Source organism: Janthinobacterium silvisoli, assembly GCF_014200725.1.
Lineage (GTDB): Bacteria > Pseudomonadota > Gammaproteobacteria > Burkholderiales > Burkholderiaceae_D > Janthinobacterium.
The window spans coordinates 1,096,355-1,122,824 of the sequence record NZ_JACHCL010000001.1; the positions used below are offsets into that span (position 1 = coordinate 1,096,355).

24 protein-coding genes are annotated in these 26,470 nt (G+C 59.5%); 15 read left to right on the forward strand and 9 right to left on the reverse strand.

The window, feature by feature from the left end:
* Window position 1: 1 nt before the first annotated feature.
* From sdhA to HDE75_RS04990, 4 genes are all read right to left on the reverse strand, one after another.
* Complete coding sequence (gene sdhA, locus HDE75_RS04975) at window positions 2-1,783, reverse strand: succinate dehydrogenase flavoprotein subunit (protein WP_183675953.1); 1,782 nt, start codon at window positions 1,781-1,783, stop codon at window positions 2-4.
* A 2-nt stretch (window positions 1,784-1,785) separates the two neighbouring features.
* Window positions 1,786-2,151 carry a succinate dehydrogenase, hydrophobic membrane anchor protein gene (gene sdhD / locus HDE75_RS04980; protein WP_183675952.1) on the reverse strand — a complete coding sequence of 122 codons (366 nt, stop codon included), beginning with the start codon at window positions 2,149-2,151 and terminating at the stop codon, window positions 1,786-1,788.
* A 2-nt stretch (window positions 2,152-2,153) separates the two neighbouring features.
* A complete protein-coding gene (gene sdhC, locus HDE75_RS04985) occupies window positions 2,154-2,576 on the reverse strand; it encodes a succinate dehydrogenase, cytochrome b556 subunit (RefSeq protein WP_183675951.1) in 423 nt (140 codons plus the stop codon).
* 306 nt (window positions 2,577-2,882) lie between these two features.
* Window positions 2,883-3,749 (reverse strand): GntR family transcriptional regulator, encoded by an 867-nt coding sequence (locus HDE75_RS04990; protein ID WP_183675950.1) that lies wholly within the window; start codon window positions 3,747-3,749, stop codon window positions 2,883-2,885.
* A 306-nt stretch (window positions 3,750-4,055) separates the two neighbouring features.
* On the opposite strand from HDE75_RS04990, the gene HDE75_RS04995 reads away from it, so the two are divergent.
* The 5 genes from HDE75_RS04995 to HDE75_RS05015 all read left to right on the forward strand — a co-directional run bounded on the left by HDE75_RS04995 (window position 4,056) and on the right by HDE75_RS05015 (window position 10,974).
* A complete protein-coding gene (locus HDE75_RS04995; RefSeq protein ID WP_183675949.1) occupies window positions 4,056-5,045 on the forward strand; it encodes a malate dehydrogenase in 990 nt (329 codons plus the stop codon).
* A 112-nt stretch (window positions 5,046-5,157) separates the two neighbouring features.
* Complete coding sequence (locus HDE75_RS05000; RefSeq protein WP_183675948.1) at window positions 5,158-6,156, forward strand: HpcH/HpaI aldolase/citrate lyase family protein; 999 nt, start codon at window positions 5,158-5,160, stop codon at window positions 6,154-6,156.
* 13 nt (window positions 6,157-6,169) lie between these two features.
* Window positions 6,170-6,697, forward strand: coding sequence for a hypothetical protein (locus HDE75_RS05005; RefSeq protein WP_183675947.1), 528 nt, complete (start codon window positions 6,170-6,172; stop codon window positions 6,695-6,697).
* 87 nt (window positions 6,698-6,784) lie between these two features.
* Window positions 6,785-9,505 (forward strand): aconitate hydratase AcnA, encoded by a 2,721-nt coding sequence (gene acnA / locus HDE75_RS05010; RefSeq protein ID WP_183675946.1) that lies wholly within the window; start codon window positions 6,785-6,787, stop codon window positions 9,503-9,505.
* A 215-nt stretch (window positions 9,506-9,720) separates the two neighbouring features.
* Window positions 9,721-10,974, forward strand: a complete 1,254-nt coding sequence (locus HDE75_RS05015; RefSeq protein WP_183675945.1) for a DUF2863 family protein — start codon at window positions 9,721-9,723, stop codon at window positions 10,972-10,974.
* Window positions 10,975-11,180: 206 nt separating this feature from the next.
* Here the strand turns inward: HDE75_RS05015 and HDE75_RS05020 are convergent, their stop codons facing one another.
* Both HDE75_RS05020 and HDE75_RS05025 read right to left on the reverse strand, forming a co-directional pair.
* Entirely contained in the window at window positions 11,181-11,645 is a 465-nt protein-coding gene (locus tag HDE75_RS05020) for a CYTH domain-containing protein (protein WP_183675944.1), read from the reverse strand.
* A gap of 11 nt (window positions 11,646-11,656) precedes the next feature.
* Window positions 11,657-12,778: a M14 family metallopeptidase gene (locus HDE75_RS05025; RefSeq protein ID WP_183675943.1), complete on the reverse strand. Its 1,122-nt coding sequence runs from the start codon at window positions 12,776-12,778 to the stop codon at window positions 11,657-11,659.
* A gap of 303 nt (window positions 12,779-13,081) precedes the next feature.
* Here HDE75_RS05025 and HDE75_RS05030 point away from each other — a divergent pair, with 303 nt between their 5' ends.
* Window positions 13,082-13,744 carry a TetR/AcrR family transcriptional regulator gene (locus HDE75_RS05030; RefSeq protein ID WP_183675942.1) on the forward strand — a complete coding sequence of 221 codons (663 nt, stop codon included), beginning with the start codon at window positions 13,082-13,084 and terminating at the stop codon, window positions 13,742-13,744.
* A gap of 47 nt (window positions 13,745-13,791) precedes the next feature.
* Here HDE75_RS05030 and HDE75_RS05035 read toward each other — a convergent pair whose 3' ends face one another.
* The gene (locus HDE75_RS05035) at window positions 13,792-14,760 is read right to left on the reverse strand and encodes an IS1595 family transposase (protein WP_183675941.1); all 969 of its coding nucleotides are present in this window, start codon (window positions 14,758-14,760) and stop codon (window positions 13,792-13,794) included.
* Window positions 14,761-14,846: 86 nt separating this feature from the next.
* Window positions 14,847-16,337, reverse strand: a complete 1,491-nt coding sequence (locus HDE75_RS05040) for a succinate CoA transferase (protein WP_183675940.1) — start codon at window positions 16,335-16,337, stop codon at window positions 14,847-14,849.
* 165 nt (window positions 16,338-16,502) lie between these two features.
* Between HDE75_RS05040 and HDE75_RS05045 the strand changes: the two genes are divergently transcribed.
* On the forward strand, window positions 16,503-17,399 hold the full coding sequence (locus HDE75_RS05045; protein WP_183675939.1) for a LysR substrate-binding domain-containing protein: 897 nt from the start codon (window positions 16,503-16,505) through the stop codon (window positions 17,397-17,399).
* Window positions 17,400-17,444: 45 nt separating this feature from the next.
* On the opposite strand, the gene fucP is transcribed toward HDE75_RS05045, so the two are convergent.
* Window positions 17,445-18,749 carry an L-fucose:H+ symporter permease gene (gene fucP / locus HDE75_RS05050; protein ID WP_183675938.1) on the reverse strand — a complete coding sequence of 435 codons (1,305 nt, stop codon included), beginning with the start codon at window positions 18,747-18,749 and terminating at the stop codon, window positions 17,445-17,447.
* Between the two features lie 260 nt (window positions 18,750-19,009).
* Here fucP and HDE75_RS05055 point away from each other — a divergent pair, with 260 nt between their 5' ends.
* The 8 genes from HDE75_RS05055 to HDE75_RS05090 all read left to right on the forward strand — a co-directional run bounded on the left by HDE75_RS05055 (window position 19,010) and on the right by HDE75_RS05090 (window position 26,469).
* On the forward strand, window positions 19,010-19,243 hold the full coding sequence (locus HDE75_RS05055; RefSeq protein ID WP_183675937.1) for a DUF3563 family protein: 234 nt from the start codon (window positions 19,010-19,012) through the stop codon (window positions 19,241-19,243).
* A gap of 93 nt (window positions 19,244-19,336) precedes the next feature.
* On the forward strand, window positions 19,337-19,864 hold the full coding sequence (locus HDE75_RS05060) for an NADPH-dependent FMN reductase (RefSeq protein ID WP_183675936.1): 528 nt from the start codon (window positions 19,337-19,339) through the stop codon (window positions 19,862-19,864).
* Window positions 19,865-19,965: 101 nt separating this feature from the next.
* Complete coding sequence (locus HDE75_RS05065) at window positions 19,966-20,373, forward strand: hypothetical protein (RefSeq protein ID WP_183675935.1); 408 nt, start codon at window positions 19,966-19,968, stop codon at window positions 20,371-20,373.
* 84 nt (window positions 20,374-20,457) lie between these two features.
* The gene (locus HDE75_RS05070; protein ID WP_183675934.1) at window positions 20,458-22,434 is read left to right on the forward strand and encodes a methyl-accepting chemotaxis protein; all 1,977 of its coding nucleotides are present in this window, start codon (window positions 20,458-20,460) and stop codon (window positions 22,432-22,434) included.
* A gap of 198 nt (window positions 22,435-22,632) precedes the next feature.
* Complete coding sequence (locus HDE75_RS05075) at window positions 22,633-23,241, forward strand: hypothetical protein (RefSeq protein WP_183675933.1); 609 nt, start codon at window positions 22,633-22,635, stop codon at window positions 23,239-23,241.
* A 168-nt stretch (window positions 23,242-23,409) separates the two neighbouring features.
* Entirely contained in the window at window positions 23,410-24,024 is a 615-nt protein-coding gene (locus HDE75_RS05080; RefSeq protein WP_183675932.1) for a hypothetical protein, read from the forward strand.
* A 272-nt stretch (window positions 24,025-24,296) separates the two neighbouring features.
* Window positions 24,297-25,379, forward strand: a complete 1,083-nt coding sequence (locus tag HDE75_RS05085; protein ID WP_183675931.1) for a PEP-CTERM sorting domain-containing protein — start codon at window positions 24,297-24,299, stop codon at window positions 25,377-25,379.
* Window positions 25,380-25,443: 64 nt separating this feature from the next.
* Window positions 25,444-26,469, forward strand: a complete 1,026-nt coding sequence (locus HDE75_RS05090) for an acyl-CoA dehydrogenase (protein WP_183675930.1) — start codon at window positions 25,444-25,446, stop codon at window positions 26,467-26,469.
* The last annotated feature ends 1 nt before the right edge of the window (window position 26,470 follow it).

Here is a 26,470-nt window from a genome sequence, read left to right on the forward strand (position 1 = left end):
CTTAGAAAGTGCGTGGTTTCGGTTTGAAGGTATCTACCGTCAGCGGCTTGGTCACGACTGGCTTGTATTCCAGTCGGTTGCCTTCCGAGTACCACAGCGTGTGCTTCATCCAGTTGTCATCGTCGCGGTGCGGGTAGTCGTCCTGGGCGTGGGCGCCGCGCGATTCCTTGCGGGCTGCTGCCGAAACGATGGTCGCTTTTGCCGTTTCGATCAGGTTGTCCAGTTCCAGCGCTTCCACGCGGGCCGTGTTGAAGACCTTCGATTTATCCTTGAACGAGACGTGCTTGCGGCGCTCGTCAAGCTTCATGATTTCTTCGACGCCCTTGTTCAGCATCTCGTCGGTACGGAACACGCCACAGTATTTCTGCATGGTGGCGCGAATGTCGTTAGCCACGCCCTGCACGGTTTCCGTGCCGGTCGAGTTTTCCAGGCGTTGCAGACGGCCCATGGCGAAGTCGGCAGCGTCGGCTGGCAAAGGTTTGTTTTCCTTGGCTTTCAGGCCGCTGTTGACGATGTGGTTACCAGCTGCGCGGCCGAAGACCACCAGGTCCAGCAGTGAGTTGGTGCCCAGGCGGTTGGCGCCGTGCACCGATACGCAGGCGCATTCGCCGATTGCGTACAGACCGTTGACCACCTTGGCCGAACCTTCAGGACCGGTCGGCGTGACGACCTGGCCGTGGATATTGGTTGGAATGCCGCCCATCTGGTAGTGAATCGTCGGCACGACAGGAATCGGTTCCTTGGTCGCGTCGACGTTGGCGAACTTGTGGCCGATTTCCAGGATCGATGGCAGACGCTTGGCGATGGTGTCGGCGCCGATATGGCGCAGGTCCAGCATCACGTGGTCCTTGTTCGGACCGCAGCCACGGCCTTCCTTGATTTCCTGGTCCATCGAACGCGACACGAAGTCACGCGGCGCCAGATCCTTCAGGGTAGGCGCATAGCGCTCCATGAAGCGTTCGCCTTCGCTATTGATCAGGATACCGCCTTCGCCGCGCACGCCTTCGGTAATCAGCACGCCCGCACCGGCCACGCCGGTCGGGTGGAATTGCCAGAATTCCATGTCTTGCAGTGGCAGGCCGGCACGTGCCGCCATGCCCATGCCGTCGCCGGTGTTAATGAAGGCATTGGTCGAGGCAGCGAAAATACGGCCTGCACCGCCGGTTGCCATGATCGTGGTTTTTGCTTCCAGGATCATGCATTCGCCGGTTTCCATTTCCAGCGCAACAACACCGATCACGTCGCCATCGGCGTCGCGGATCAGGTCCAGCGCCATCCATTCGACGAAGAAGTGCGTACGTGCGCGCACGTTGCGCTGGTACAAGGTATGCAACAGGGCGTGACCGGTACGGTCAGCTGCCGCGCAAGCGCGTTGCACCGGCTTTTCGCCGAAATGGGCCGTGTGGCCGCCGAATGGACGCTGATAAATGGTGCCGTCAGGGTTGCGGTCGAATGGCATGCCGAAGTGTTCCAGTTCGTACACGACCTTCGGTGCTTCACGGCACATGAATTCGATGGCGTCCTGGTCGCCCAGATAGTCGCCACCCTTGACGGTGTCGAACATATGCCAGAACCAGTTGTCTTCGGCCATGTTGCCGAGCGACGCGCCAATACCGCCCTGCGCCGCAACAGTGTGCGAGCGGGTCGGGAAAACCTTGGACAAGACAGCGACGTTCAGACCGGCTTCAGCCAGTTGCAAGGACGCGCGCATGCCGGAACCGCCGGCGCCAACGATTACCGCATCAAAGCGGCGGGTAGGGATTGCAGATTTATATGCTGCCACGATTACACACTCCAGAGTATCTGTACCGTCCAGCCGGCACAAGCGATCAACCACAGCATGGTGGCAATTTGCAGGGTCAAACGGAGGCCAGCGCTTTTCACGTAGTCCATCCAGATGTCGCGTACGCCGACCCATGCGTGGTAAAACAGCGCCAGGAACGTCACCAGGCTGATCAATTTAAACCATTGCTGTGCGAACAAACCAGCCCAGCCTTCATAGGTGAAGTTGCTGCCAGTCAAGAAAGCGATGAGCAGGATGGCAACGTATGCCACCATGACGATGGCGGTGACGCGTTGCGCCAGCCAGTCGCGCAAGCCGTAGTGGGCACCGACAACGAGGCGTTTCGGTCCGATGTTATTGTCTGCCATGTTTAAAATACTCCAAACAGTTTCAAAGCGACCAGGGCGGTCAGCACCAGGCTCACGACCAGCACCGAGGAAGCGGTCTTGCGTGCCGACTGCTTTTCGATGGCGACGTGCACATCCATGAACAGGTGGCGGATACCGGCGCAGAAGTGGTGCAGGAAGGCCCAGACCAGACCCAGGGTGATCAATTTGACCAGCCAGTGCGAGGCGATGCCGTGGAAGTAGGCGTAGGACATTTCGGAACGCAAGCTCAGTTCCAGCATGTACAGGATGCAAGGCAGCAGGGCGAACATGATAAAGCCACTGATACGGTGCAGGATCGAGACGATGGCGCCAACGGCCATGCGGTAGTTAGACAATTCGGTAACATGAATGTTACGGAATTGCGGCCGTTCTTTTTTTGGTACTTCTCTTACGGCTTCAGACATGACAAAAACCTCCCCTTTGAATTTCAACTAAATATTGAAGCCGCGATTTTCGCCGATTTTCGCAACCCACACCAATATCTATTGTTACATATAACCAAAATGGTTTTTTACTACACAACTTCGCGCTACTTTCCGTAGTTCACGTAATTTAATTACAGAAACACCTGCACTGCTGTCGCCCGCCTGGGCTGGCAACGCCTTGCCTGCGTCCTGTTGTCTCCAATGCCCGCCTCGCGACTGGCACTTTACAAGCGATGTACTTCAGCCTTGCCACTTTTTCGGGTGTCCAAAGATGCCCCGCGGCTTTCAGCTGAGTTCATTCTGGTAATGATGATGGCTGGTCAGGTACAGGCCCCGACGCAATTCGACCGGCTTGTCGCCATAGGTAAACGACACGCGCTCGGAGCTGAGCAGCGGCGTGCCGGCCTCGATATTTAACAATTGCGCGGCGTCGGCGTCGGCGCACACGGCGCGGATCTGCTCGGACGCCCGTATCATGCGCGTACCAAATTCTGTTTCAAACAGGCCATACATCGGGCCCTTGTATTCCACCAGGCGCTCGGCCGTCAGTCCCTTGAAGATCAGGCCCGGCAACCATAGCTCTTCGACAATCGTCGGCACGCCGTCGAAATACTGCACCCGCTTGATGAAGATGACGGCGTCGCCCGATTTCAATTCCATCAGGCGCGCCACGTCGGCCGGCGCGCGCACGCGGCGAACCTCCAGGAACTTGCTTTCGGGATAATGCGGCACGCCTTCGTCGGGCACCAGGCGCAGGAAGCGGAAATGTGCGCGCGCCTCGTGGTGGGTCGACACAAACGTTCCCTTGCCCTGCCGGCGCATGACCAGGTTTTCGGCGGCCAGCTCATCGATGGCCTTGCGCACCGTGCCCTGGCTGACTTTAAAACGGCCCGCCAGCTCGACTTCGCTGGGGATCAGTTCGCCCGGCTTCCACTCGCCCGATTGCAGGCTCTGCGTAATGAGCGCCTTGATTTGCTGATACAAAGGACTGAAGGTGGGCGAGGCGCTGGCGACCGGTGCGGTCGCGGCTGGATTGGCCGGATTGGCCGTTCCTGCAGGAGCAGTGACGCTGGCCGGGCTGCCCGCGGTCGGACTGACCGCCCCGCTTGCAGCAGTGGCATTGGTGGTCAGATTGGACGAGGCGGAATTCATAGTCCGACATTTCAACACAAATCACTGCACACGTCCAGCAAAACACTAGAACTTTGCTGTCTTATATAAGACATAAGATATGATTGACAGATGGGAATCGGAGGCCTAAACTGCCCTCGATAAAACTTGTGAGCCAGCGTTTTATGCTGCCGGCCAGCCACTCTGGCATTGTGCAGCACAGCCGTTACGGCAGCGTACACCGGCAATTCGGTGGCGTCGGCCGGTTTTGGTATCATTACAGTTTTTCCGGACAAGCGTAGGCCCAGCCTCAAGCCCGTTTTCTTATCCCATTTTTGGAGATTCATCATGGCTAAAACCCCAATGCGTGTTGCAGTGACCGGCGCCGCCGGCCAGATCGGCTACGCCCTGTTGTTCCGCATCGCCAACGGCGACATGCTCGGTAAAGACCAGCCTGTTATCCTGCAATTGCTTGAAATCCCGGACGAAAAAGCCCAGAAGGCGCTCAAGGGCGTGATGATGGAAATCGACGACTGCGCGTTCCCGCTGCTGACCGAGATGACCGCTCACTCCGATCCGCTGACCGCATTCAAGGATGTCGACGTTGCCGTACTGGTGGGCGCACGTCCACGCGGCCCAGGCATGGAACGCAAGGACCTGCTGGAAGCGAATGCACAGATCTTCACGGTACAAGGCAAGGCACTCGATGCCGTCGCTTCGCGCAATGTCAAAGTTCTGGTGGTCGGCAACCCAGCCAACACCAATGCTTACATCGCCATGAAATCGGCGCCATCGCTGCCAGCGAAAAACTTCACCGCCATGCTGCGCCTGGACCACAACCGCGCGCTGTCGCAAGTCGCTGCCAAGACCGGCACCGCCGTGAAAGATATCGAGAAGCTGACCGTCTGGGGCAACCACTCGCCAACGATGTACGCCGACTACCGCTTCGCCACCGTCAATGGCAAGGCTGTCAAGGACCTGATCAACGATCAGGAATGGAACGCCAACACCTTCCTGCCGACCGTCGGCAAGCGCGGCGCGGCCATCATCGATGCACGCGGCCTGTCGTCGGCAGCGTCGGCAGCGAACGCCGCCATCGACCACATCCATGACTGGATCCTGGGTACCGCCGGCAAATGGACCACCATGGGCGTTCCTTCGGATGGCTCGTATGGCATCCCGGAAGGCACCGTGTTCGGCTTCCCGGTCACCACCGAAAACGGTGAGTACACCATCGTTCAAGGTCTGGAAATCGATGCATTCTCGCAAGAGCGCATCAACCTGACCCTGAAAGAACTGACCGAAGAGCGCGAAGGCGTGAAACACCTGCTGGCTTAAGTCCAGTTCTGGCGGCGCGGCGCAGCTTGCGCCGCCTGCCACCAAGGCCGCCCGCGACAATCGCGGTGCGGCTGTTTAATCCAGTAGTTTTTATCTGCAGATTGCCTTAAGCATGCACCCTTCCGAGGTTTTATTCCAAGGTAAACGCCAGCCGCTGCTGCTCGCCGCTTGCGACCACTACGCCGGCTCTGAAAAGCTGATGCGTAAATCGATTGCCTTGCAACAAGAGCTTGGCCCGCTGTTCGACATCACCTTCGACTGCGAAGACGGCGCCAGCGCCGGCAATGAAGAAGCGCACGCACAACTGGTGGCCGCGCTGATCGCCAGCGACGACAACCAGTTCAACCGCATCGGCGTGCGCGTGCACGACGTCGACAGCCCGTTCTTTGCGCGCGACGTGGAAATCGTCTGCGCCGCCGCCAGCCGCCTGGCCTATATCGCCGTACCCAAAGTGGGCGGCCTGCAAGACGCCATGCTGGCGATCGACCTGATCAACCTGCACGCGCGCCGCGCCGGCCGCGACGACCTGCCCGTGCATATTCTGATCGAGACGCATGGCGCGCTGCATGACGCTTACGCCATCGCCGCCCTGCCCCAGGTCGAATGCCTGTCGTTTGGCATCATGGATTTCGTCTCGGCCCATTACGGCGCCATCCCGGCCGCCGCCATGCGCACGCCGGGCCAGTTTACACACCCGCTGGTGGTACGCGCCAAGCTGGAAGTGGCAGCCGCCTGCCACGCCCACGGCAAGGTAGCCTCGCACAACGTGACGACCGACGTGCGCGATTCGGCCGTGGTGGCAAACGACGCCCAGCGTGCTACGGCCGAGTTCGGCTACACGCGCATGTGGAGCATCCACCCGGACCAGATCAAGCCGATTATCAAGGCCTTTACGCCGCGCCTGTCCGAGGTCAATGAGGCCAGCACGATACTCAATGAGGCGCTGCGCGCCAACTGGGGCCCGATTGCGCAGAATGGCCGCTTGCACGACCGTGCCAGCTACCGATATTATTGGACCGTTTTACAGCGCGCCAAACTGGCAGGCCTCGGCCTGCCCGAGGCGGCTGCTGCATTACTGAACACGCAAACGACCAGCCCCACTGAAAACTGACAGGAATAACACGATGTCCATCTCCAAATTAGCCATAGCCTGCAGCGTCGCGCTGGGCGCCATGACCCTTGCACTGGCCCCGGCCTACGCTGCGACCGATACCACGACGCCAGCGAAAAAGACGGCCAAGGCCAAGCACAGCAAAGCCAAGCCAGCGGCCAAAGCGGCGGCCAAGCCGGCTGAACCGAATCCAGAAGCTGATGAGCCGGACACCACGGGCGACACCACCACCGAATTCAATTGCGAACTCGGTGACAAGATCACTATCTACACCAACGCCAACGATGACAAATACATCGCGCTGCGCTGGAAAAAACGCTTGCATCGCCTGAGCCGCGTTGGCACCACCACTGGCGCCAATCGCTTTGAAAACCGCCTGTATGGATTGATCTGGATCGGCATCCCGGCCAAAGGCATGCTGCTGGACTCCAAGCAGAACCGCCAACTGGCAAACGAATGCAAGGATGCAGAGCAGCTGAAACCGGCAGTGGCAGTGGAAGCGCCGCCATCGCTGGGCATGCAGCAGGCAACCGGCGGCTGATGTGAGTAGCAGGGGCCTCTTTCGGAGGCTCAGTCATATTTTGTAATTTGAATAATCAATAAAGACGATACCCAACAAGGAGAGGTCATGTCCCGCAACACTCTGAACACGCTCAAGGACTTTAATATTTCAGATAGCAAGAAGGGCAAGCTGTATTCCCTGCCTGCACTGGAAAAAAGCCTGGGCATCAACGTTTCCCGCCTGCCTGTGTCGATTCGCATCGTACTGGAATCGGTACTGCGCAACTGCGACGGCAAAAAAGTCACCGAAGAACACGTCAAGCAATTGGCGAGCTGGGGCCCGACCGCCGAGCGCACCGACGAGATCCCGTTCGTAGTGGCGCGCGTGGTACTGCAAGACTTCACCGGCGTACCACTGCTGGCCGACCTGGCCGCGATGCGTAACGTGGCTGCCAAAATGGGCGTCAACGCCAAGAAGATCGAGCCGCTGGTGCCGGTTGACCTGGTGGTCGACCACTCGGTCACCATCGATCACTACCGCGAAAAGAAAGCGCTGGACCTGAACATGAAACTGGAATTCTCGCGTAACAACGAGCGTTACCAGTTCATGAAATGGGGCATGCAGGCATTCGACACCTTCGGCGTCGTGCCACCGGGCTTCGGCATCGTCCACCAGGTCAACCTGGAATACCTGGCACGCGGCGTGCACAACACCGGCAAGAAAGCTGGCGATGTTTACTACCCGGACACCCTGGTCGGTACCGACTCGCACACCACCATGATCAACGGCATCGGCGTAGTTGGCTGGGGCGTGGGCGGCATCGAGGCGGAAGCCGGCATGCTGGGCCAGCCAGTCTACTTCCTGACCCCTGACGTGATCGGCGTGAACCTGACCGGCGCGCTGCGCGAAGGCTGCACCGCAACCGACCTGGTACTGACCATCACCGAATTGCTGCGCAAAGAAAAAGTCGTCGGCAAGTTCGTCGAATTCTTCGGCGAAGGCACAGAGTCCCTGACCCTGACCGACCGCGCAACCATCGCCAACATGGCGCCGGAATACGGCGCAACCATGGGCTTCTTCCCAGTCGACGAAGCGACCATCGATTACTTCAAGGGCACCGGCCGCAGCAAAGCTGAAATCGCTGCATTCGAAGGCTACTTCAAGGCGCAAAACCTGTTCGGCGTGCCAAAAGAAGGCGAGATCGACTACACCCGCGTGGTAGCCCTGGATCTGGCATCGGTGGCGCCATCGCTGGCCGGCCCGAAACGCCCGCAAGACCGCATCGAAATCGGCAACGTCAAGGCCAACTTCGCAGAACTGTTCGCCAAGCCTACGACCGAAAACGGTTTCAACAAGAACCCGGCCGACCTGGCTGCCGTGTACGAAACCACCAATGGCGTCAAAGTATCGAACGGCGACGTGCTGATCGCTGCGATCACGTCGTGCACCAACACCTCGAACCCGAGCGTGATGCTCGCTGCCGGCTTGCTGGCCAAGAAAGCCGTTGAAGCTGGCCTGAAAGTCGCTCCGCACATCAAGACCTCGCTGGCTCCTGGCTCGCGCGTCGTGACCGAGTACCTGACCGCTGCCGGCCTGCTGCCATACCTGGAAAAACTGGGCTTCGGCGTGACCGCTTATGGCTGCACCACCTGTATCGGCAACGCTGGCGACCTGACCCCGGAATTGAACGCCGCCATCGCCACCCACGACATCGTCGCTTCGGCTGTGCTGTCGGGCAACCGCAACTTCGAAGCACGGATCCACCCGAACATCCGTTCGAACTTCCTGGCTTCGCCACCGCTGGTGGTCGCCTACGCCATCGCCGGCAACATGACGCGCGACCTGATGACCGAGCCAGTTGGCAAGGGCAAGGGCGGCAAGGATATCTACCTGGGCGACATCTGGCCTTCCTCGGCTGAAGTGTCGGCCATGATGAAGTTCGCCATGAACGCCAAAGTGTTCAAGGATAACTACGCTGACGTTAAAGGCGCACCAGGCAAGCTGTGGGAAAAAGTCACCACCGTGTCCGGTCAAGTCTACAACTGGCCTAAATCGACCTATATCGCTGAACCACCGTTCTTCGATAACTTCTCGATGACGCCAGCGGCCGTGGCCACCGGCATCGAAGGCGCGCGCGCTCTGGGCGTGTTCGGCGACTCGATCACCACCGACCACATCTCGCCAGCTGGTTCGATCCAGGAAAACGGCCCTGCAGGCAAGTGGCTGAAGGAAAACGGCGTCCTGAAAGCGGACTTCAACTCCTACGGCTCGCGTCGCGGTAACCACGAAATCATGATGCGCGGCACCTTCGCCAACGTGCGTATCAAAAACCGCATGATCCCTGCCAAGGCAGACGGTTCGGCAGTCGAAGGCGGCATCACGATCCACCAGCCTTCCGGCGAACAAATGTCGATCTACGACGCAGCAATGAAGTATGTTGCTGAAGGCACGCCTACCATGGTGTTCGGCGGCGAAGAGTACGGCACCGGCTCGTCGCGCGACTGGGCGGCCAAAGGTACGCAACTGCTGGGCGTGAAAGCCGTGATCACCCGCTCGTTCGAGCGTATCCACCGTTCGAACCTGGTGGGCATGGGCGTGCTGCCACTGCAATTCATCGGCGACGACAGCGTGCAAACCCTGGGCATCACCGGCAATGAAACCTTCGACCTGAAAGGCCTCGAAGGCGAAATCAAGCCACAGCAACTGGCAACCCTGGTGATCCACCGCGCCGATGGCAGCTCGCAAGAAGTCAAAGTGCTGCTGCGTATCGATACGCCGATCGAAGTTGATTACTACAAGCACGGCGGTATCTTGCCATTCGTGCTGCGCCAGCTGCTGGCCGAGTAATCGATCAGTTGTAAGGCATCGTGAAAACGCCGGTCTCTGACCGGCGTTTTTTTTCGTCCACGCTAGCCCTGGCGCTTGAAATTTTCATATTCGCCATGATCTGGTGCTCAGCTTGCGCTGCATGCGTGGCCGAATCCTCTACAATAGGGCTCATAAGGGTTTATCATTTATTTGACTGATCCATTTTTTTTACTTTACGAGACTCTTATCCCGCTATGCGTCGTCCTTCCAAAGATTCATCCCATAAACTGACTGCCGACAGCCAGCGCCTGGTCACCTTTGCCCAGGCGATCGTACAGGCAGCCAGCCGCCTCGAAGAGCGGTCCTGGGAACACAGCCTGGATACGCAGCTCCAGAAATTACTCAAGACAGGTCACCAGGACACCATCGACAACACCTTGGGCAGCCTGTTCAAGGAAGACCTGAACGCCTACGACGTCCTGATGGACAGCGTGGAAGCGGTCAGCGAATCGACCGTCATCATTCACGAAGACGCGCGCTACGACGCCCTGCTGGTGGCGGTGCCCATCCTGGCCTGGACGCGTTTTTCCATCGCTTCCGGCCCGATGGCCGGCGATGCGCACGGCGTGCTGTCCGCGCATTTTGCGGCGCACCTGCTGGCTGACGGCACCAAGATGGCGATGGCCCCCACCTTGTATTCCATCGACCAGCTGCCGCGCAGCCATGTCGAAACCTATGCCAAGACGCAGAAACTGGCGCTGGCTGCACTGAAGGGCACAGCCGTCAAGCCATCGCCCAAGGAAGCGGAAACGGCGCCCTTCCTGGCCGATACGCGCTACCTGCTGGTGGCCGTGGTGGCGCCTGCCGGTGCGCCGCTGTTCCGCTGGCAAACGCCAGCCACGCAGCTTGACTTCATCGCCGAGCGCAGCGCGGCCCTGGAGCAATGGCGCACGCAAGCCACGCCGACGATTGCCCGCATGCTGCCTGGCTGCGGCCTGGAATTGCTGCTGCCGGAAGCGTATTACGTGGCTTGCCGCGAAGCAGACAAGCTGATACGCCCCGTCTCCGTACGCGCGGCTGTGCATTATTTGACCCACACGCTGGCCATCGAGGCGTCGGAACTGCGCGCCGTGATCGCCGGCTTTGGCGAAGAATCGGCAGAGGGCCAGGTCGATGAGTACCGCATCGCCTTCACCCTGCGCCAGGCGCCGGAAGTCATCTACGGCATCGTCTGGCCTTTGTATGGCCAGGAAGATGAAGATGGCACGCCGATCGAAGGTTTGATCCAGGTTGGCATCGCCGCGCTCGACAAGCAAAAGACGCCGATCGATGAAATCATCGAGCACCTGAACGCCGCCGGCGTGACGCAGATCAAGCGCCACACGGAGCGCTATGTGGGTGAATACTGCGACGATTGCGGCGCCCCGCTGTTTGCCGACCCGGTCGGCGAACTGGCGCACGCGGAAATGCCGGAAGATACGCCACAAGGAACAGAGCACTTCCATTGATGATATGGCACCTCTTCAAACCTACTGCGCAGCCCGCTCTCTGGTCGGCGTTACTCGCTGTACCTTTAGTACAGCTGCGTTACTCAACCCGATATCGAGCTTGCTCGCTACGGTTTGAAGAGGTGCCGATACGCTGATTGAAAAGTACTTTAAAGCAAAAAAGGCAGAACCGGGGTTCTGCCTTTTTCATTACTGCCACTACTGACTTACCACTGTGAATACGGGTGGCGGATCAGGTTAGCGTTGTAATAGCGCGTATCGTCGGACACTTCGGCGCCGATCCAGTCGGGCTTTTCGAAGGGCTGGTCGACCGAGTGCAGCTCGATCTCGGCCACCACCAGGCCAAAATTGGCGCCCAGGAATTCATCGACCTCCCACACCATGCCCGCATACATGATGCGGCGCCGGTATTTTTCGATCAGCGGCTGCTCGCACAGGCCGTCGAGCAATTCGTTGGCGTCGGCCAGCGGTATCGGATATTCCCATTCACCGCGGCGGGTACCCACGTTCGCGCCCTTGATGGTCAGCATGGCGTGCTGGCCCTCGATGCGCACGCGCACCACGCGTTCGCGCTGCGACGACAGATAACCCTGGCGCAGCAATACCGGTTCGGCCAGCTCCCGCCAGCCGTCGCCCTGCAACAGGAATTTTCGTTCGATCTCGACGCCCATGATCACGCCTTTCAGTCCAGCGACAGCAGGATAGGCTGCAGCATGGCCGCACCCAGCGCCGCGCTGCGCGCGCCATTCCAACCCACCGATGGATCTGGCAAGTCGGCGTTTTCCTTGAATGGCATTTCCAGGGTCAGCGCCAGGCACTGGAAGTGGTGGCCGATGTATTTCGACGCCAGGGTCAGCATGTCCGATTTGTACTTGCTGGCCGCATAGCCGAACTTGTCCTGGAAGTCCGGGCTGGCTTGCTTGTAGCGCTCGATGAAGGCCTTCTGGTGCGCGGCCTGGGCCGGCGTGAAGTTTTCCAGCATTTCATTACCGGCCACGAAATTGTAGGGCAGCGCTTCATCGCCATGGATGTCGAAGAACATGTCGACGCCTGTTTCATGGATTTTGTTTTTCACGCACAGTACTTCCGGGCTCGATGCCAGGGATGGCGTCATCCATTCGCGGTTCAAGTTAGCGCCGGCAGCGTTGGTGCGCAGGTTGCCGCGGATCGAGCCGTCCGGGTTCATGTTCGGCACGATGTGGAACACGGCGCGCTGCAGCAGTTTGCGCGCGATCGGATTGGCGTCGTCCAGCAGCGAGTCGATCAAGCCTTCGACAAACCATTCAGCCATCGATTCGCCCGGGTGCTGGCGCGCGATGATCCAGATTGTCTTTTCCGCCTGCGGATCACCGATGGTCACCAGGTTCATGTCGCGGCCATCGACGGTGTTGCCCAGGTCGGACACGCGCACCAATGGGTGTTCCGCCACTTCGCCCAGCAGGCGCAGATGGCGTTCCCACGAATACGGCTCGAAGTAGGCGTAATACACGCTATCGAGTTCCGGCGTATGCGAGATCGTCATGACCTGGCCATCAAAGCTGGTCGGCACGCGGAACCAGTTTTCGCTGTCGTAACTGGCGACAGCCTGGTAGCCCTCGTAGCCAGCCGGATAAGTCGCCTGGCCCGCATTCAGGAAGCGCATGGTGCAGTGCTGGCCGCGCGCGCCCTGCAGGCGGAAGTGGAACCATTGATGGATGTCGGCGTGCGAGTCCTTGCGCAATTTCAGCTCGATGGCGCCGGCGCTTGCGGCGCTGACTACCTCGATGGCGCCCGAGTCGAAGTTCTGGCTGATTTTAATGGTCATGTAATGATCCTATCCCATAAAGTAAATGTTACGGCAGGCCCTGAAGAGCGCTGCCGCAACCATAAAAAAGCAGTGTAAGCTATCCCTCTATTTTCCGCCCTTTGCCCTCATTCGAAAAGCCTGAAGGGCTATTGATGCACCAATACGGGGCAAAAACTGGAAAAGTTCGCCGCAAAGACATAAAAAGTCGGCCCGCCACCGTCTCGACCAGACAAAAAACTGCTTTGTAACAAGGCCGGAAACATTGCCTCCATGTACCGCCCCTATAATTCCATTTTTTGACCGAGTCGCCAGGAAAGTGTCGTGGACAAGAAGTTAACTAATATCCAGGAAAGAAAGCTGCGTGAAGCCCAGGCCCGGCGCGAGCACATCATTGAAGTTGTCAAAGACCTCATCAAGAAAGGCGGCGCGCGGGCCGTGTCGATCCGCAAAGTGGCCGAAGCGGCCGGTTTTTCCACTACCGTCGTGTATGCCCTGTTCCGCGACAAGGCAACCCTGATCGGCCAGGCCATGGACAAGGACTTGCTGGAACTGGTGCGTTTGATGCGCGCTGCCAGCGTCACCACCAGCGATCCCTGGGAACGTATCCGCCAGGTGGGTCGTGCTTATGTGCAATACGGCTTCCAGCATCCCGACGAATATTCGCTGCTGTTCATGGAATTGCGTCCGCATGCAGAGATCGACGCGGTCGAAGTCGAGCATGGCAATATCGAGCAAGATCCATATGCATTTGCCCTGCACCTGTTTGCAGAACTTGCCCAGGCGGGCAAGGTGCGCGCCGATGAAGCGTCGCTGCATGCGATGACGCAAATCTTTTGGCAATCGCTGCACGGTCTGGTGTCGCTGCGCATCGTGATGGACTCGGGCGATCCCTGGACGCCACATCCCGAAATGAATGCGCACCTGGAAGACTTGCTGGCCGTCGTCACGGAAGGCTTGCGGCTGCGCTTCGGGCCAGCCGCCTGACGATAAAACAAAGCGGCGCCACACGGCGCCGCTTTGTTTTTATTAGGCTATGTCACCGTCAGATGTGGGAACTCTCCCAGCGTTGCCTTCAATAATGTTTCTGCCGACAGGATGCGCCTGGCATCGAGTATCCAGCGCCAGCCCAGGTAGTTGGGCAGATAGCGTGTCGCCACGCCGTGAAAGATGCTGAGCCACCCCCGCAAACGGCTGTGATACGCGTTCACATTTTGTACATGGGCCGCGCCGCGCACGCGGATGCCCGCTCGCAAGTTGACGGCCTGATGGCTGATCCCTGTTTCGCGGGCAAAGGCGGCGTAGGCTGCATGGCCATCTGTCACCAGCAGAATGTCGCGGTCGATTACAGGCGGCAAGCATTGCAGCAGCTGCTTTTTGGTCAGTTGTCCCTTGCCGGTGACAAAATCGACAGTTTGCCCCGTGCGGTCACGCGCCACCAGGATGCACACCTGTTCACTGGAAATACCACGTTGCCGGGCAGACCCACCGCGCCGGCGCGCCGGACGCAGCAAATGCCGCACGCCTTTTTCCGATTCCAGCAGATACATTTCATCGGCTTCGGTGATGCCATGCAGGCAGCGCGGACGGTCGGTCTTTGCCAGTATCAGAAAACGATGACGCCAGCGAAAGCTGGTGTTGCGGTGGATGCCAAGCTGCCGGGCAGCCTTGCGCACTGAGTCCGAATTGAGCAGGCAATCGGCATAGTCCAGCCACAGGGTTTTATGGCGCAAATGGGCCAGGGGCGTGCCCGTCAAGGCATTGAATGTTTTGCCACAAGGCACGCAACGATAACGCTGCAAGCCGTTGGCGTGACCGTGCCGGTGAAAGTGCCGGCAGTGGCAGACGGGACAGCAAAGCCGAGCTTGTGCCGTATGCTCGATCAGCGCGATGCCTGCCTGCCCGGGCGGCGTGCCCTGCAGCAGCGCCAGACTGTCCAGCCGTTGCCGCCGGGACAATGCCACGAACTGCGCGATGAATACCTGCCATTGCGTTTGCAGCATGCTGCTCTCCCTGCTTGATTGATCTGATCAGTCAGACCTCCGCTTCGCAGGAAGATTCCCCTATTTATCGAGGACAGAGCCTTTTATTATGCCAGCATGCTCTGCGTTTCCTGGTAACGCGTATGCCAGGCCAGCGCTTCTTGCAGGATATGCGGCGTATGGCCGCCGCGCAAACACGCTGCATCATAATAGGCGCGCAACTGGGCACGGTAATCAGGATGGGTGCAGCGCTCTATGATCAGCGGCGCCCGTTCACGCGGGGCCAGGCCGCGCAAGTCGGCATAACCCCACTCCGTCACCAGCACATCGACGTCGTGTTCAGTATGGTCCACATGCGAGACCATCGGCACCACGCTGGAAATGCGTCCGCCCTTGGCCGCCGATTTCGACACGAACATGGAAATCTGTCCGTTGCGGGCAAAGTCGCCCGAGCCGCCGATGCCGTTCATCATGTGCGTGCCGCACACGTGGGTGGAATTGACGTTGCCATAGATATCGAATTCCAGCGCCGTGTTCAGCGCGATGATGCCCAGGCGGCGCACGATTTCCGGATGGTTGCTGATCTCTTGCGGGCGCAGCACGATCTTGGAACGGTAATGATCGATATTGTCCATCAGCTTTTGATGCACGGGCTTTGACAAGGTAATCGACGAGGCCGAAGCGAAGACCAGCTGGCCCGAATCGAGCAGCTCGATGGCGCTGTCCTGCAGCACTTCCGAATACATCGTCATGTTGCGGAAGGGCGAACCGATCAAGCCGTGCAGCACGGCGTTGGCGATGGTGCCGATGCCGGCCTGCAACGGCAGCAATTCCGGCCCCATGCGGCCAGCTTCCACTTCAGCCGTCAAAAAGGCGATCACGTGGTTGGCAATCGCCTGCGTTTCCGCATCGGGCGGCAAGGCGTTCGACGGGCTGTCCGGGCTATCGGTAATGACGATGGCGGCGATGCGGGCCGGATCGATGCTGATCGCCGTGCTGCCCAGGCGCTGGTCGACGCGGGTGAGCGGTATCGGTGCACGGCCCGGCAAAGTCTGGGGAATGTAGATGTCGTGCAAGCCTTCCAGCGCCAGCGGCGTGGACAGATTGATTTCCACGATGACTTGCGTGGCTTGCTGGGCAAAGGCGGCGGAGTTGCCCACCGACATGGTAGGAATGATGGCGCCGGCAGCCGTAATGGCGGCCGCTTCGATCACGGCGATATCGACGGCTGCCAGGTTGCCCGAACGCAGCTGCTCGGCCGTTTCCGACAGATGCTGGTCGATGAACATGACTTCACCATCGTTGATCTTGCTGCGTAACACAGGATCGACCTGGAACGGCATGCGGCGCGCCAGCACGCCCGCTTCGGCCATCAAGCCATCGCTGCCATTGCCCAGCGACGCGCCGGTGATCAGGGTCAGACTCAATGGCTCTTGCAGGGCGCGCTCGGCCAGTGCGCGAGGTAAAGCTTTGGCGTCGCCGGCGCGGGTAAAGCCGCTCATGCCGACACGCATGCCGTTATTAAACAATGTGGCTGCCTGGTCCGCGCTCATGATTTTATCGAGCAGGCCCGGGTGGCGGATACGATCCTCGTACATCTTGATGCTCCTGATTATTCTTAAAATAGATGGGCGCTATACAGCAGCTCCATAGCGGGTTTCAGTATAAAATCCCGACTACATGCATGGCATGAATTAAATTCGCCACACCCAGTCGGTATTTTCATGCCTGACTCATCACACTATTTTCCCTGGCAGAACATCTTGGATATCCGCTCCCTGCGCTACTTCGTTGAAACCGTCCGCCTGTCCAGCTTTACGCAGGCGGCCGAGTCGCTGCACCTGACCCAGTCCACCATCAGCAAGATGGTGCGCCAGCTGGAAGATGAAGTCGGCGCGCAGCTGCTGGTGCGTGACGGGCGCAAGCTGACCCTGACCGACACGGGCCGCGTCGTCTACCAGCACGGCCAGGAAATGCTGGCCAATATGCGCCAGCTGACCCTGGAAGTGCGCGATACCCAAGCCTTGCAGCGGGGCAGCCTGACGGTGGGCATCCCGCCCATGATCAATGTCCTGTTCACGCCCGTGCTGAAAGCGTTTCGCACGCGCTACCCGAATATCAGCCTGACCCTGCAGGAAGATACGGGCCAGCAGATCGAGCGCAAGGTGGCGGCTGGCGAACTGGAAATCGGCATGACGGTCCTGCCGGCCGATCCCGAGCTGGATCTGGTGACGGTGACCATCGCCAGCTATCCGATCTGGGCGCTGGCTGAACCAGGCACGTTTCAAAAGAATCGCACCAGCCTGCCCTTCAAGTCGCTGGCCAACCTGCCGCTGGTGCTATTAAAAGATGAGTTTGCCCTCACGCGCAGCCTGCGCCAGCAATTCGCCCAGGCCGGTTTCACGCCGCAGATCGCCGCGCAGAGCGGCCAGTGGGACTGGTTAGTCGCCATGGCTTCGGCCGGCCTGGGCGTAGCCCTGCTGCCAGAACCATTCATCCGCCGCCTGGCCGGTGAACCTTTGGAGGCGGTGCGCATCATCGAACCGGAGCTGGCCTGGCAGGTGGCGCATATCTGGAGCGGGCGCTACCTGTCGCACGCAGCGCGCGCCTGGCTGGAGGTTTGCCAGGATATATTTGGCACGCGTTTCGAACACGCATGAAAAAAGGTGGCCGCAGCCACCTTTCTTTTACTACTAGCCTAGCGCTTACTTCACGGCTGCATCTTCTTTATACATGCCCGCATATTTCCAGCCGAAATACAGGATGAAGGTGTAGCACAGGGCTGGCACGATAAACGACAGTTGCAAATTCATGTGGTCCGCCAGGAAACCCTGGATAAACGGCACGATGGCGCCGCCGACAATCGCCATGCACAGAATGCCCGAGCCTTGGCCCGTTTGCGCACCCAGCTTGTTCAAAGCCATGCTGAAGATGGTCGGGAACATGATGGAATTGAACAGGCCGACGGCGATCAAGGCCCACATGGCGGTATGGCCGCGCGCGAAAATCGCTACCAGGATCAGGGCGATCACCACGGCTGCATTGAAGGCCAGCGTCTTGCCCGGGCTGACATAGCGCATCACGGCAAAGCCGATGAAACGGCCCAGCATGGCGCCGCCCCAGTAGTAGCTGACGAAATGCGCCGCATCGGCCGCGCTCAGGGCAGCGATCTGGCTTTCGCCCATGAAATTGATCAGGAAGCTGCCGATACTGACTTCACCGCCCACGTACAGGAAAATGGCGATGGCGCCCAGCACCAGGTGGCGCTGCGACCAGATCGATACTTGCTGGCCATCCTGCGCCACGGCGCCATCGTCGGCATGCGAAATCTTTGGCAATTTGGCCAGCGCGAACAGTGCAGCCAGCACCACCAGGGTCGCAGCCAGCGCCAGGTAGGGGCCTTGCACGGCGGCCGCTTCCTTGGCGCGGTAAGCCAGTTGCTCGACGGCCGGCAGCAAATCGAATTGCTGTACCGTCAGCACGGTGCCCGACAGAATCAAAATGCCGCCCAGGGTAGGCGCCACCGTGGTGCCCAGCGAGTTGAACGCTTGCGTCAGGGTCAGCCGGCTCGATGCCGTCTGCGGGTTACCCAGTTCCGTCACGTAAGGATTGGCGGCCACCTGCAGCACGGTAATGCCAGCTGCCAGGATAAAGAAGGCCAGCAGGAACAGCGCATAGCTGCCCGTCGAGGCAGGATAAAACATGGCGCAGCCGGCGGCCGCGATCAGCAAGCCCGTCACCACGCCGCTTTGATAGCCGATACGCTTGATCAACATGCCGGCAGGCAAGGAAACGATGGCGTAGGCGCCAAAGAAACAGAATTGCACCAGCATCGCCTGCACATACGTCAGCGTGTAGATCGAGCGCAGATGGGGAATCAGCACATCATTGAGCGAGGTCAGCAGACCCCACATGAAAAACAGCACGGTAACAATAATCAGGGCGCCTGTATTGTTTTGCGTGCCAGCCTGCGCGGGCAGCACGCCCGAACCTTGCTTTACGTATTCCATACTTTCTCCGTTATTCATTCCAAGATAGTTGTGCCCTGCCGTGCGTGTATGAAAGCAACATTCCAGGGTGAGCAATGACGTAGTAAAACTACGTATATGCGGCCGCATTATGCCCGAAAGCCCCGTATTTCGCAGCTTCCAGAACAATTATTCGATAATTGAATGACTGACATTTGAAATCAAAAGTGTACTTATAACTTGAAATCGGTATAATTTGTTGCAGTGCAGCACACGCGGCACACCATCTTTAGGAGCCTGCCATGTCCACCACGTTCAGCTACCACAGCACCCAAAGCAACAACATCGTCGCCACTGTTGCGACCGCCCTGAAACGCCTGGGCGCCTACCTGTCGCAAAGCACCGATCACCGCGAACGCGCTTACGAAGAAGCCTATCTGGCGGAATCAGCCGACCGCTATGACCTGGAATTCCGCATGCGCGAACTGGCGCGCGCCAATCCACAGCCTACATGGATGAGCGGCCTGGGCCGTTAATTCCGGTCATCGACCAACACTGGCGTCCGCCGCTACTGATAGCGCCATCCTGCTCGCCTTGTGCTTGAGCACAGGATGGGCTATAACGGCGGCATGCAAACACCTGTCACCATCTTCGCCATCGCCGGCAGCCTACGCGCCGCCTCATTGAATCTGGCCTTGCTGCGCGCGATTGCCCAGATCGCCCCACCCACATTTGAGATCCGCATCGATACGGGGCTCGGTAATTTACCGCTGTTCAATCCCGACCTTGATGCGGACAGCCTGCCCGCTGTCGCCGCCATGCGCGACGCCATCCTGGCAGCCGACGTCCTCATGCTGGCCAGTCCGGAATACGCACATGGCGTGAGCGGCCCCATGAAAAATGCGCTCGACTGGATGGTGAGCAATACCTCCTTCATCGACAAACCGCTGGTGCTTCTGAACACCTCGCCGCGCGCCACCCATGCACAGGCGGCACTGCGTGAAACGGTGTCCACCATGTCGGCCCGCGTGATCGACGACGCCTGCATCAGCCTTCCCCTGCTCGGTTCGGGACTTGATGCCGAAGGCATCGCCAGCGATCCGGTTTTGCGCCAGACCATACTCGATATGCTGCAACGCATCAGGGCATTTTTCTGACATCTTGCACGTTTCTCTAGGCATATCATCTAGTTTTACTACGCGTTTCTACTTAGTGGCTTCGGGTATAATGGCAGCACTTGTCATACATCCATCGCTCCATGACCGTCCTTAGTCACACCCATCCACTGGTGATCCAGCTGGAAAACGATTTACTGCCCCTGTTCCGTGCCGCCCTGCCCGACATCGCCCACACGGCACCGCAGGCGCTGGCTTCCGTTTTTGCGTTTTCCGGTGGCAACGCCAGCGCCTTCCAGGATTATCATTTCGGCATTTCCTGCTTGCTGGAACAGGTCTCGCCAGACAGCGCCGACGAAGTTGCCCTGCTGGTCAGCGTCACGGGCCTGGAACAAGCGGCGCAGCTGAGCGCCCAGGTCGCCTGGGGCCCGCCCTCAAGCAAGATCGAAGCGCAGGCACACTTGCCCGCCGCCACGATGGCAGCGCTGCATGCGGCACTGCCGGAACTGATCACCGCCTTGCAGCAAGCCGCGCAGCGGGGCCAGCCCTAGCCCGTCATCAAGCATTCATCTGCCGCTGGCACAATCACATCACATGGCCACCGCCGCCGTCTTCCATATCCAGGATCAGCCTTCATGCAACTGTCTTTAAATAGCAAAATCTGCGTCGCCGCCACCGCGCTGGCCATCCTGAGCCTGGGCATCACTGCGGCCGTAATCGGCTACCAGAGCAGCGCCCAGGCCGAAGGGGCCGCCATGGACCTGGCCCGCACCTCGGCCCGCGAAGCGTCGGGCGCGCTGCAGGCACGCATCGCCAGCAACCTGGCCAACATCACCAGCCTGGCCGGCGCCATGCGCAGCAGCAAGAGCGCCGACCTGCCCCTGCAGCGCGAACAGATCTACGAATTGAGCAAGGCCACCCTGGCCAGTTCCGATGACTTCATCGGCGCCATGGTGGCATGGGAACCAAACGCGCTCGACGGCAAGGATGCGGATTATGCCAACCAGCAACCGTATTACGACGCCAGCGGCCGTTTCATGCCCTACTGGACGCGCGGCAGCGATGGCAAGCTGCATGCCGAGCCCAATGTCTTTGGCCCCGGCGCGGGCGCCAATGACTGGTACGACATCCCCAAGCGCACGGGTAAGGTGTTCTTTACAGAACCATATGTCTATCCAGTCGATGGCAAGAGTGTGCTGATGGCTTCGCTGGTGGCGCCCATCATGATCGACGGCAGCTTCAAGGGCACGGCCAGCGCCGATTTCATGCTGACGCGGCTGGCAAAGATCCTGGCCGGCCTGCAAGTATTTGATGGCGGCAAGCTGGCCCTGATCTCGAATGGCGGCTTGTACGCCAGCAATCCCGTGCCTGAAAAGCTGGGCAAGAAAGCCGACGACTTGCCGCCTGCCGCACTGGACAAGGTGCGCCAGGGCCAGCCCTATGAATATGAAGACGGCAAGGGCCAGGTACATTTGCTGCAGCCGCTGCACATCCACCCCGACATCGCGCCGTGGAGCATCGAACTGAGTTTTCCAAAAAGCGTGGCCACCGCACCCGCGCGCGAGCTGATGCGCTATACCCTGCTGATCGCGCTGCTGTGCGCTGCCGCCACGGCCGGCATCCTGGTGCTGGTGCTCAACCGCCTGACGCGGCCGCTGCGCACCTTGGGTGCAACCATGACGGACCTGTCCAGCGGCGACGCCGACCTGCGCGTCAAGCTCGACGTGCGCGGCACCGACGAGCTGGCCGTCATCGGCAACGGTTTCAATCAATTCGTCGCCAAGATCCACGCCGTGCTGCTGCAGGTGCAGGCCAGCGCCGACAACGTGGCCCGCGCCAGCGCCGAAATCGCCCAGGGCAATAATGATTTGTCGGCACGCACGGAACAGCAAGCCAGTTCGCTCGAAGAAACAGCTGCTTCGGTGGAAGAGCTGACGGGCACGGTCAGGGAAAACGCCGACCATGCGCGCCAGGCCAGGGAGCTGGCGGCCTCCGCCTCCGACGTGGCGCACAAGAGCGGTGTCGTGGTCGGCAAAGTCATCGCCACCATGACCTCGATCAACGATTCCTCGAACAAGATCGTCGACATCATCAGCGTCATCGATGGCATTGCCTTCCAGACCAATATCCTGGCGCTGAACGCGGCTGTCGAAGCGGCGCGCGCCGGTGAACAGGGACGCGGCTTTGCCGTCGTCGCCACGGAAGTGCGCAACCTGGCACAACGGTCAAGCGCGGCAGCCAAGGAAATCAAGCTGCTGATCGATGATTCCGTGGGCAAGGTAGCTGCTGGCAGCAAGCTGGTCGATGAAGCGGGCGCGACGATGGAGCAAGTGGTCGACAGCGTGCGCAAAGTCACGACCATCATGGCCGACATCAGCGTGGCGACCAGCGAGCAAAGCGACGGCATCGCGCAAGTGAACCAGGCGCTGGCGCAAATGGATGGCGTGACACAACAAAATGCCGCCCTGGTGGAAGAAGCGGCGGCTGCCGCCGAAAGCCTGCAAGACCAGGCGCATCACCTGGCGGAGGTGGTGGGCGTCTTCAAGCTGGGCAGGCAAGTGCGCCAGGCGCCAGCGGCAATGGCAAAAGTGGCGCCACCAGCTGATAACTGAGAAACCTTTTAATCAGACCTCAGCTTTACAGGAAGATTCCCCTATTTGTTGAGGACAGAGCCTTTAATAATTCCTGATGCCGGCACCCTTTTCCCATACAAAGGGGTGTCCGGATACTTTTGGATAGTTTTCAAAAAGAAATATTTCCTATAATCGGGCGCGCCCACGGCACGCCACTTTGCCGTTGATAGGAAATACATGAAAAAGACTCTGATTGTTGCCGCTTGTTCAACCTTGCTGGCCGCCTGCGGCGGTGGCGGGAGCGACTCCTCCTCCCCGGTCAATAACACCCCCGCCCTTACCCCCCTGTCCGTTTACGCTGGCACCTGGCAATCGCCTTGCGACGATTACGAAATCGATACCCTGACCCTCTCGAACAAGGCAGATGGAAGCCTGGAAGTCACGATCAAGGCTGAGCACTTCCAGTCGGCGAGCTGCGCCGGCGCACCTATCGCCACGCAAACCACGACGACCAATCCTTCGATCAGCTATCTCAGCACGGCAGACACAGCTGTGCAGGCTGGCATCGGCAAACCGCCCACGACCACCCGCATCGACAAAGTCAATATCAATATCCCGCCACATAACGTCGTCGTCACCGGTCCTGGCGTTCAGCGTGTGGTCGAAAGCGGCCAGGCAAAGTGGTGCTTCAACGTGAATAGCACTTCCCGTACCTGTATCGATGATCCAGGCACAACGACTGCACAGGCAAGTACCGGCGGCATGTACATCAGCGGCAACACGCTGTATCTGCTCTCGCCGACGGGCCCAACCTACACGGTAGACGAGTTCTACACGCGCAAGTAAACACGCCCCGATCCAGGAGCCGGCCCGGCAGGCGGCTCCACCCCTCCCCTGCAGGCTCAGATGGCCTTACATGAAATGCAATATTAGGAGAGAATTTCCCCCAATTAACAATTCTATAATCGCCAGGCGCATACGGCACGCATACCTGCCGCTTACCTGGGAGTTCGAATGCAAAAAAACTGGGCGATATTACTTGCAACAAGCGCTGCATTGCTGGCTGGCTGCGGCGGAGGCGGTAGTAATAATAGTGATTCCGTACAGCCGGCCGGCCAAGCATTGGCTGGCTATGTAGGATCATGGCAAGCCGACTGCGACGACCACGAACGCGAGAGCGCCGTCATTACCTTATCGCCATCGGGCAACGGTTCGATCGATATTGCCACCACCAGCAATTACTACAGCGGCCGCGATTGCTCCGGCGCGCTGCTGGCAACACAAACGATCAGCGCAAAAATATCCGCCAGCCCGAATGGCACCGTCGATACCAGCGTCAAGCTGTCGGCAAACACAGCAGCGTCTACCATTACCGTCAACAAGATCAACTCCACGCTGCCCCAGTATCAGCTGTCGGTGACGGGCCCCGGCGTCAAATACGTCACCATCGCCAACCAGCAGCAATGGTGCATCGACTTCGGCAACGGCTCAAGCACATGCATCTATGATGAAGGTACACAAAAAGCCCAGACGAATACGGGTGGACTGTACTTGCGTGGCAATGAAATGTTTGTACTGGGCACAACATCGACTGGTTTTGCATTCGACACGCGCTACGTCCGGCAATAAGTCAGCGCTGATCCACCGCTAGCCGCACTGCCAAAGCGGCCAGCCACAACCCGGGTGACGTCATGCTACCCGGGCATACGCGGCACGTCCCTTACGGACCGCATCACACTTCCCTTTCCCCTGCACCAAATAAAGCGGCCCTCAAGCCTGGCATTCGCATGAATACTATAAAAACAACTTTATTTATATAAATAACACATGATTATTTTCATTATGATAATATTGATCGTTATCAAAAAGAAACCGTTTTTTACTTCCACAGGGGAAATACCATGTTCACACGCATCTCAGCATTGTGTATCGCCGCCACCCTGAGCGCCCTGATCGGAGCCCAGGCCAGCGCATCGCCGTCTTACTCGGCAAGAGGCCTGTCCTGGGACTATGGGATAGAAAGCAATCTCAGCGGCATTAATCAGCTGGCACACACCATCGGCACCAGCTATGGCAGCGGCATCATGCCTGCCGCCACCAACTGGGGCGCCATCGCCGGTAGCATGGGCACGAATAACGAATATTTAAGCTGGGGCACGGGCTTGAACGACGCCGGTCTCGCTTCCGGCTACACTCTGGCCTATGTCGGCAGCTACAACTACACCGTCGCCATGGTCGGCAAGAAGTTGATGTATGCAGACGCCAGCATCGAGAGCAACGCCTACGGCATCAATAATCACGGCGTGGCGGTGGGTTATGCCAAAGCCTTTACCACCGGCAACCCAAAATTCGATATGGGCAAACCCAATCACGCCACCGTATGGACGAATCTGACGGCGACCGACATCCACCCGGTGGGCGCCACCAACAGCTATGCGCGCAGTATCAACGATGCGGGCCAGATCGCCGGCGAAGTCGATGGCGTCATCACGCGCTGGGACAATGGCACGGCCAGCTACCTGGCTGCCGGCAAGGCGGCGGGCATCAATAGCCTGGGCGCCGTCGCCGGTACCAGCAATGGCAACGTGATGGTCTGGGATAGCCTGGGCGCACACAACCTGGGTGCGGGCACGGCAGGCGCCATCAACGCGCTGGGCCAGGTGGTGGGCAGCGCGAATGGGCGCGCGACCCTGTGGAGCGATGGACTGGTCTACGACCTGAACAGTTTCCTCAGCGCCGCCGTGCTCAACGCCGGCTGGCTGCTGTATGAAGCCACCGGCATCAACGACGCGGGCTATATCGCCGCCAATGGCTACAACAGCCTGCTCGGCATGCGCCAGGGCTATTTGCTGTCGCCAATCTCGCTGCTGGCGCCCGTGCCGGAAGCGCAAACCTGGGCCATGCTGCTGGCGGGGCTGTGCCTGGTCGGCATGACCACGCGCCGGCGCAAGATCGCTGCGCATCAAAGGCCTCTGATGAGTTAGTGTGCAAGATCGAACATACATTGCAAAAATTGAAAGCTAGACTGTCTAAAAACAGGAGCTTGCAATGTTTGTTACTGACTCAATCGTATTGGCTATCACCAGCTTTAACTCGGAAATCCTGCAAGCCTTGCCACCCATGGAAGGCTTGCGGTATCTGCTCGATGCTGGCCTCGGCACGCTGCCCCGGCCCGGACATGGCGCCACCTTGCAACGCTGGCAGGCGCTGGCGGCCGTCGCTGCTGTCGACCTGAGCCTGCTCAAATTGTATGAAGCCCATACCGATGCGCTGGCCATCCTGGCCGAACTCGATAGCGCAGGCCCCGGCGCGCCGGCTGGCAGCAGTTGGGGCGTCTGGTGCGCGGAAATGCCGGGCACGCGGCTCAGGCTGCGCAAGGCGCAGGATGGACATTACCTGTTGGATGGACGCAAAGCCTGGTGTTCGGGTGCCAGCGGGCTCACCCACGCGCTTGTCAGTTGCTGGAATGAGCAAGACCAGGCTTGCCTGGCCAGCGTCGTATTGACGCAAGCAGGTGTACACGTCACCGACGAAGGCTGGCAAGCAGTCGGCATGGCAGCCTGCGCCAGCGTCGACGTGGAATTTACGGGCGCACACGCTTTCCCCATAGGCCAGCCCGGCGCCTATCTGGCACGGCCAGGCTTCTGGCATGGCGGAGCCGGTATCGCAGCCGCCTGGTATGGCGCCGCCAGCGCGGTCGCCAGCCATCTGCATGCGCGCGCCCAGCGTGCGGCACCCGACGCCATGCGCCTGGCGCAACTGGGACAGATCGATTGCACGCTGCGCGCCAGCGCTGCCCTGCTGCGCGAGGGTGCGGCCGAGATCGATCTGCATCCGCAGCGTGATGCGATGGAACTGGCGCTGCGCCTGCGCCTGGTGGTGGAAGACGCCGCCACGCTGGTACTACAGCTAGCGACACGTGCACTGGGCGCCGGCCCCTTGTGCCGCGATGCCCGATTCGCGCGCCTGGCAGCTGACCTGCCTGTATTCCTGCGCCAAAGCCATGCCGAGCGCGACCAGGCCAGCCTGGGCGGCATCATCGCTGGTGCCCAAGACCATCCCTGGTCACTCTGAT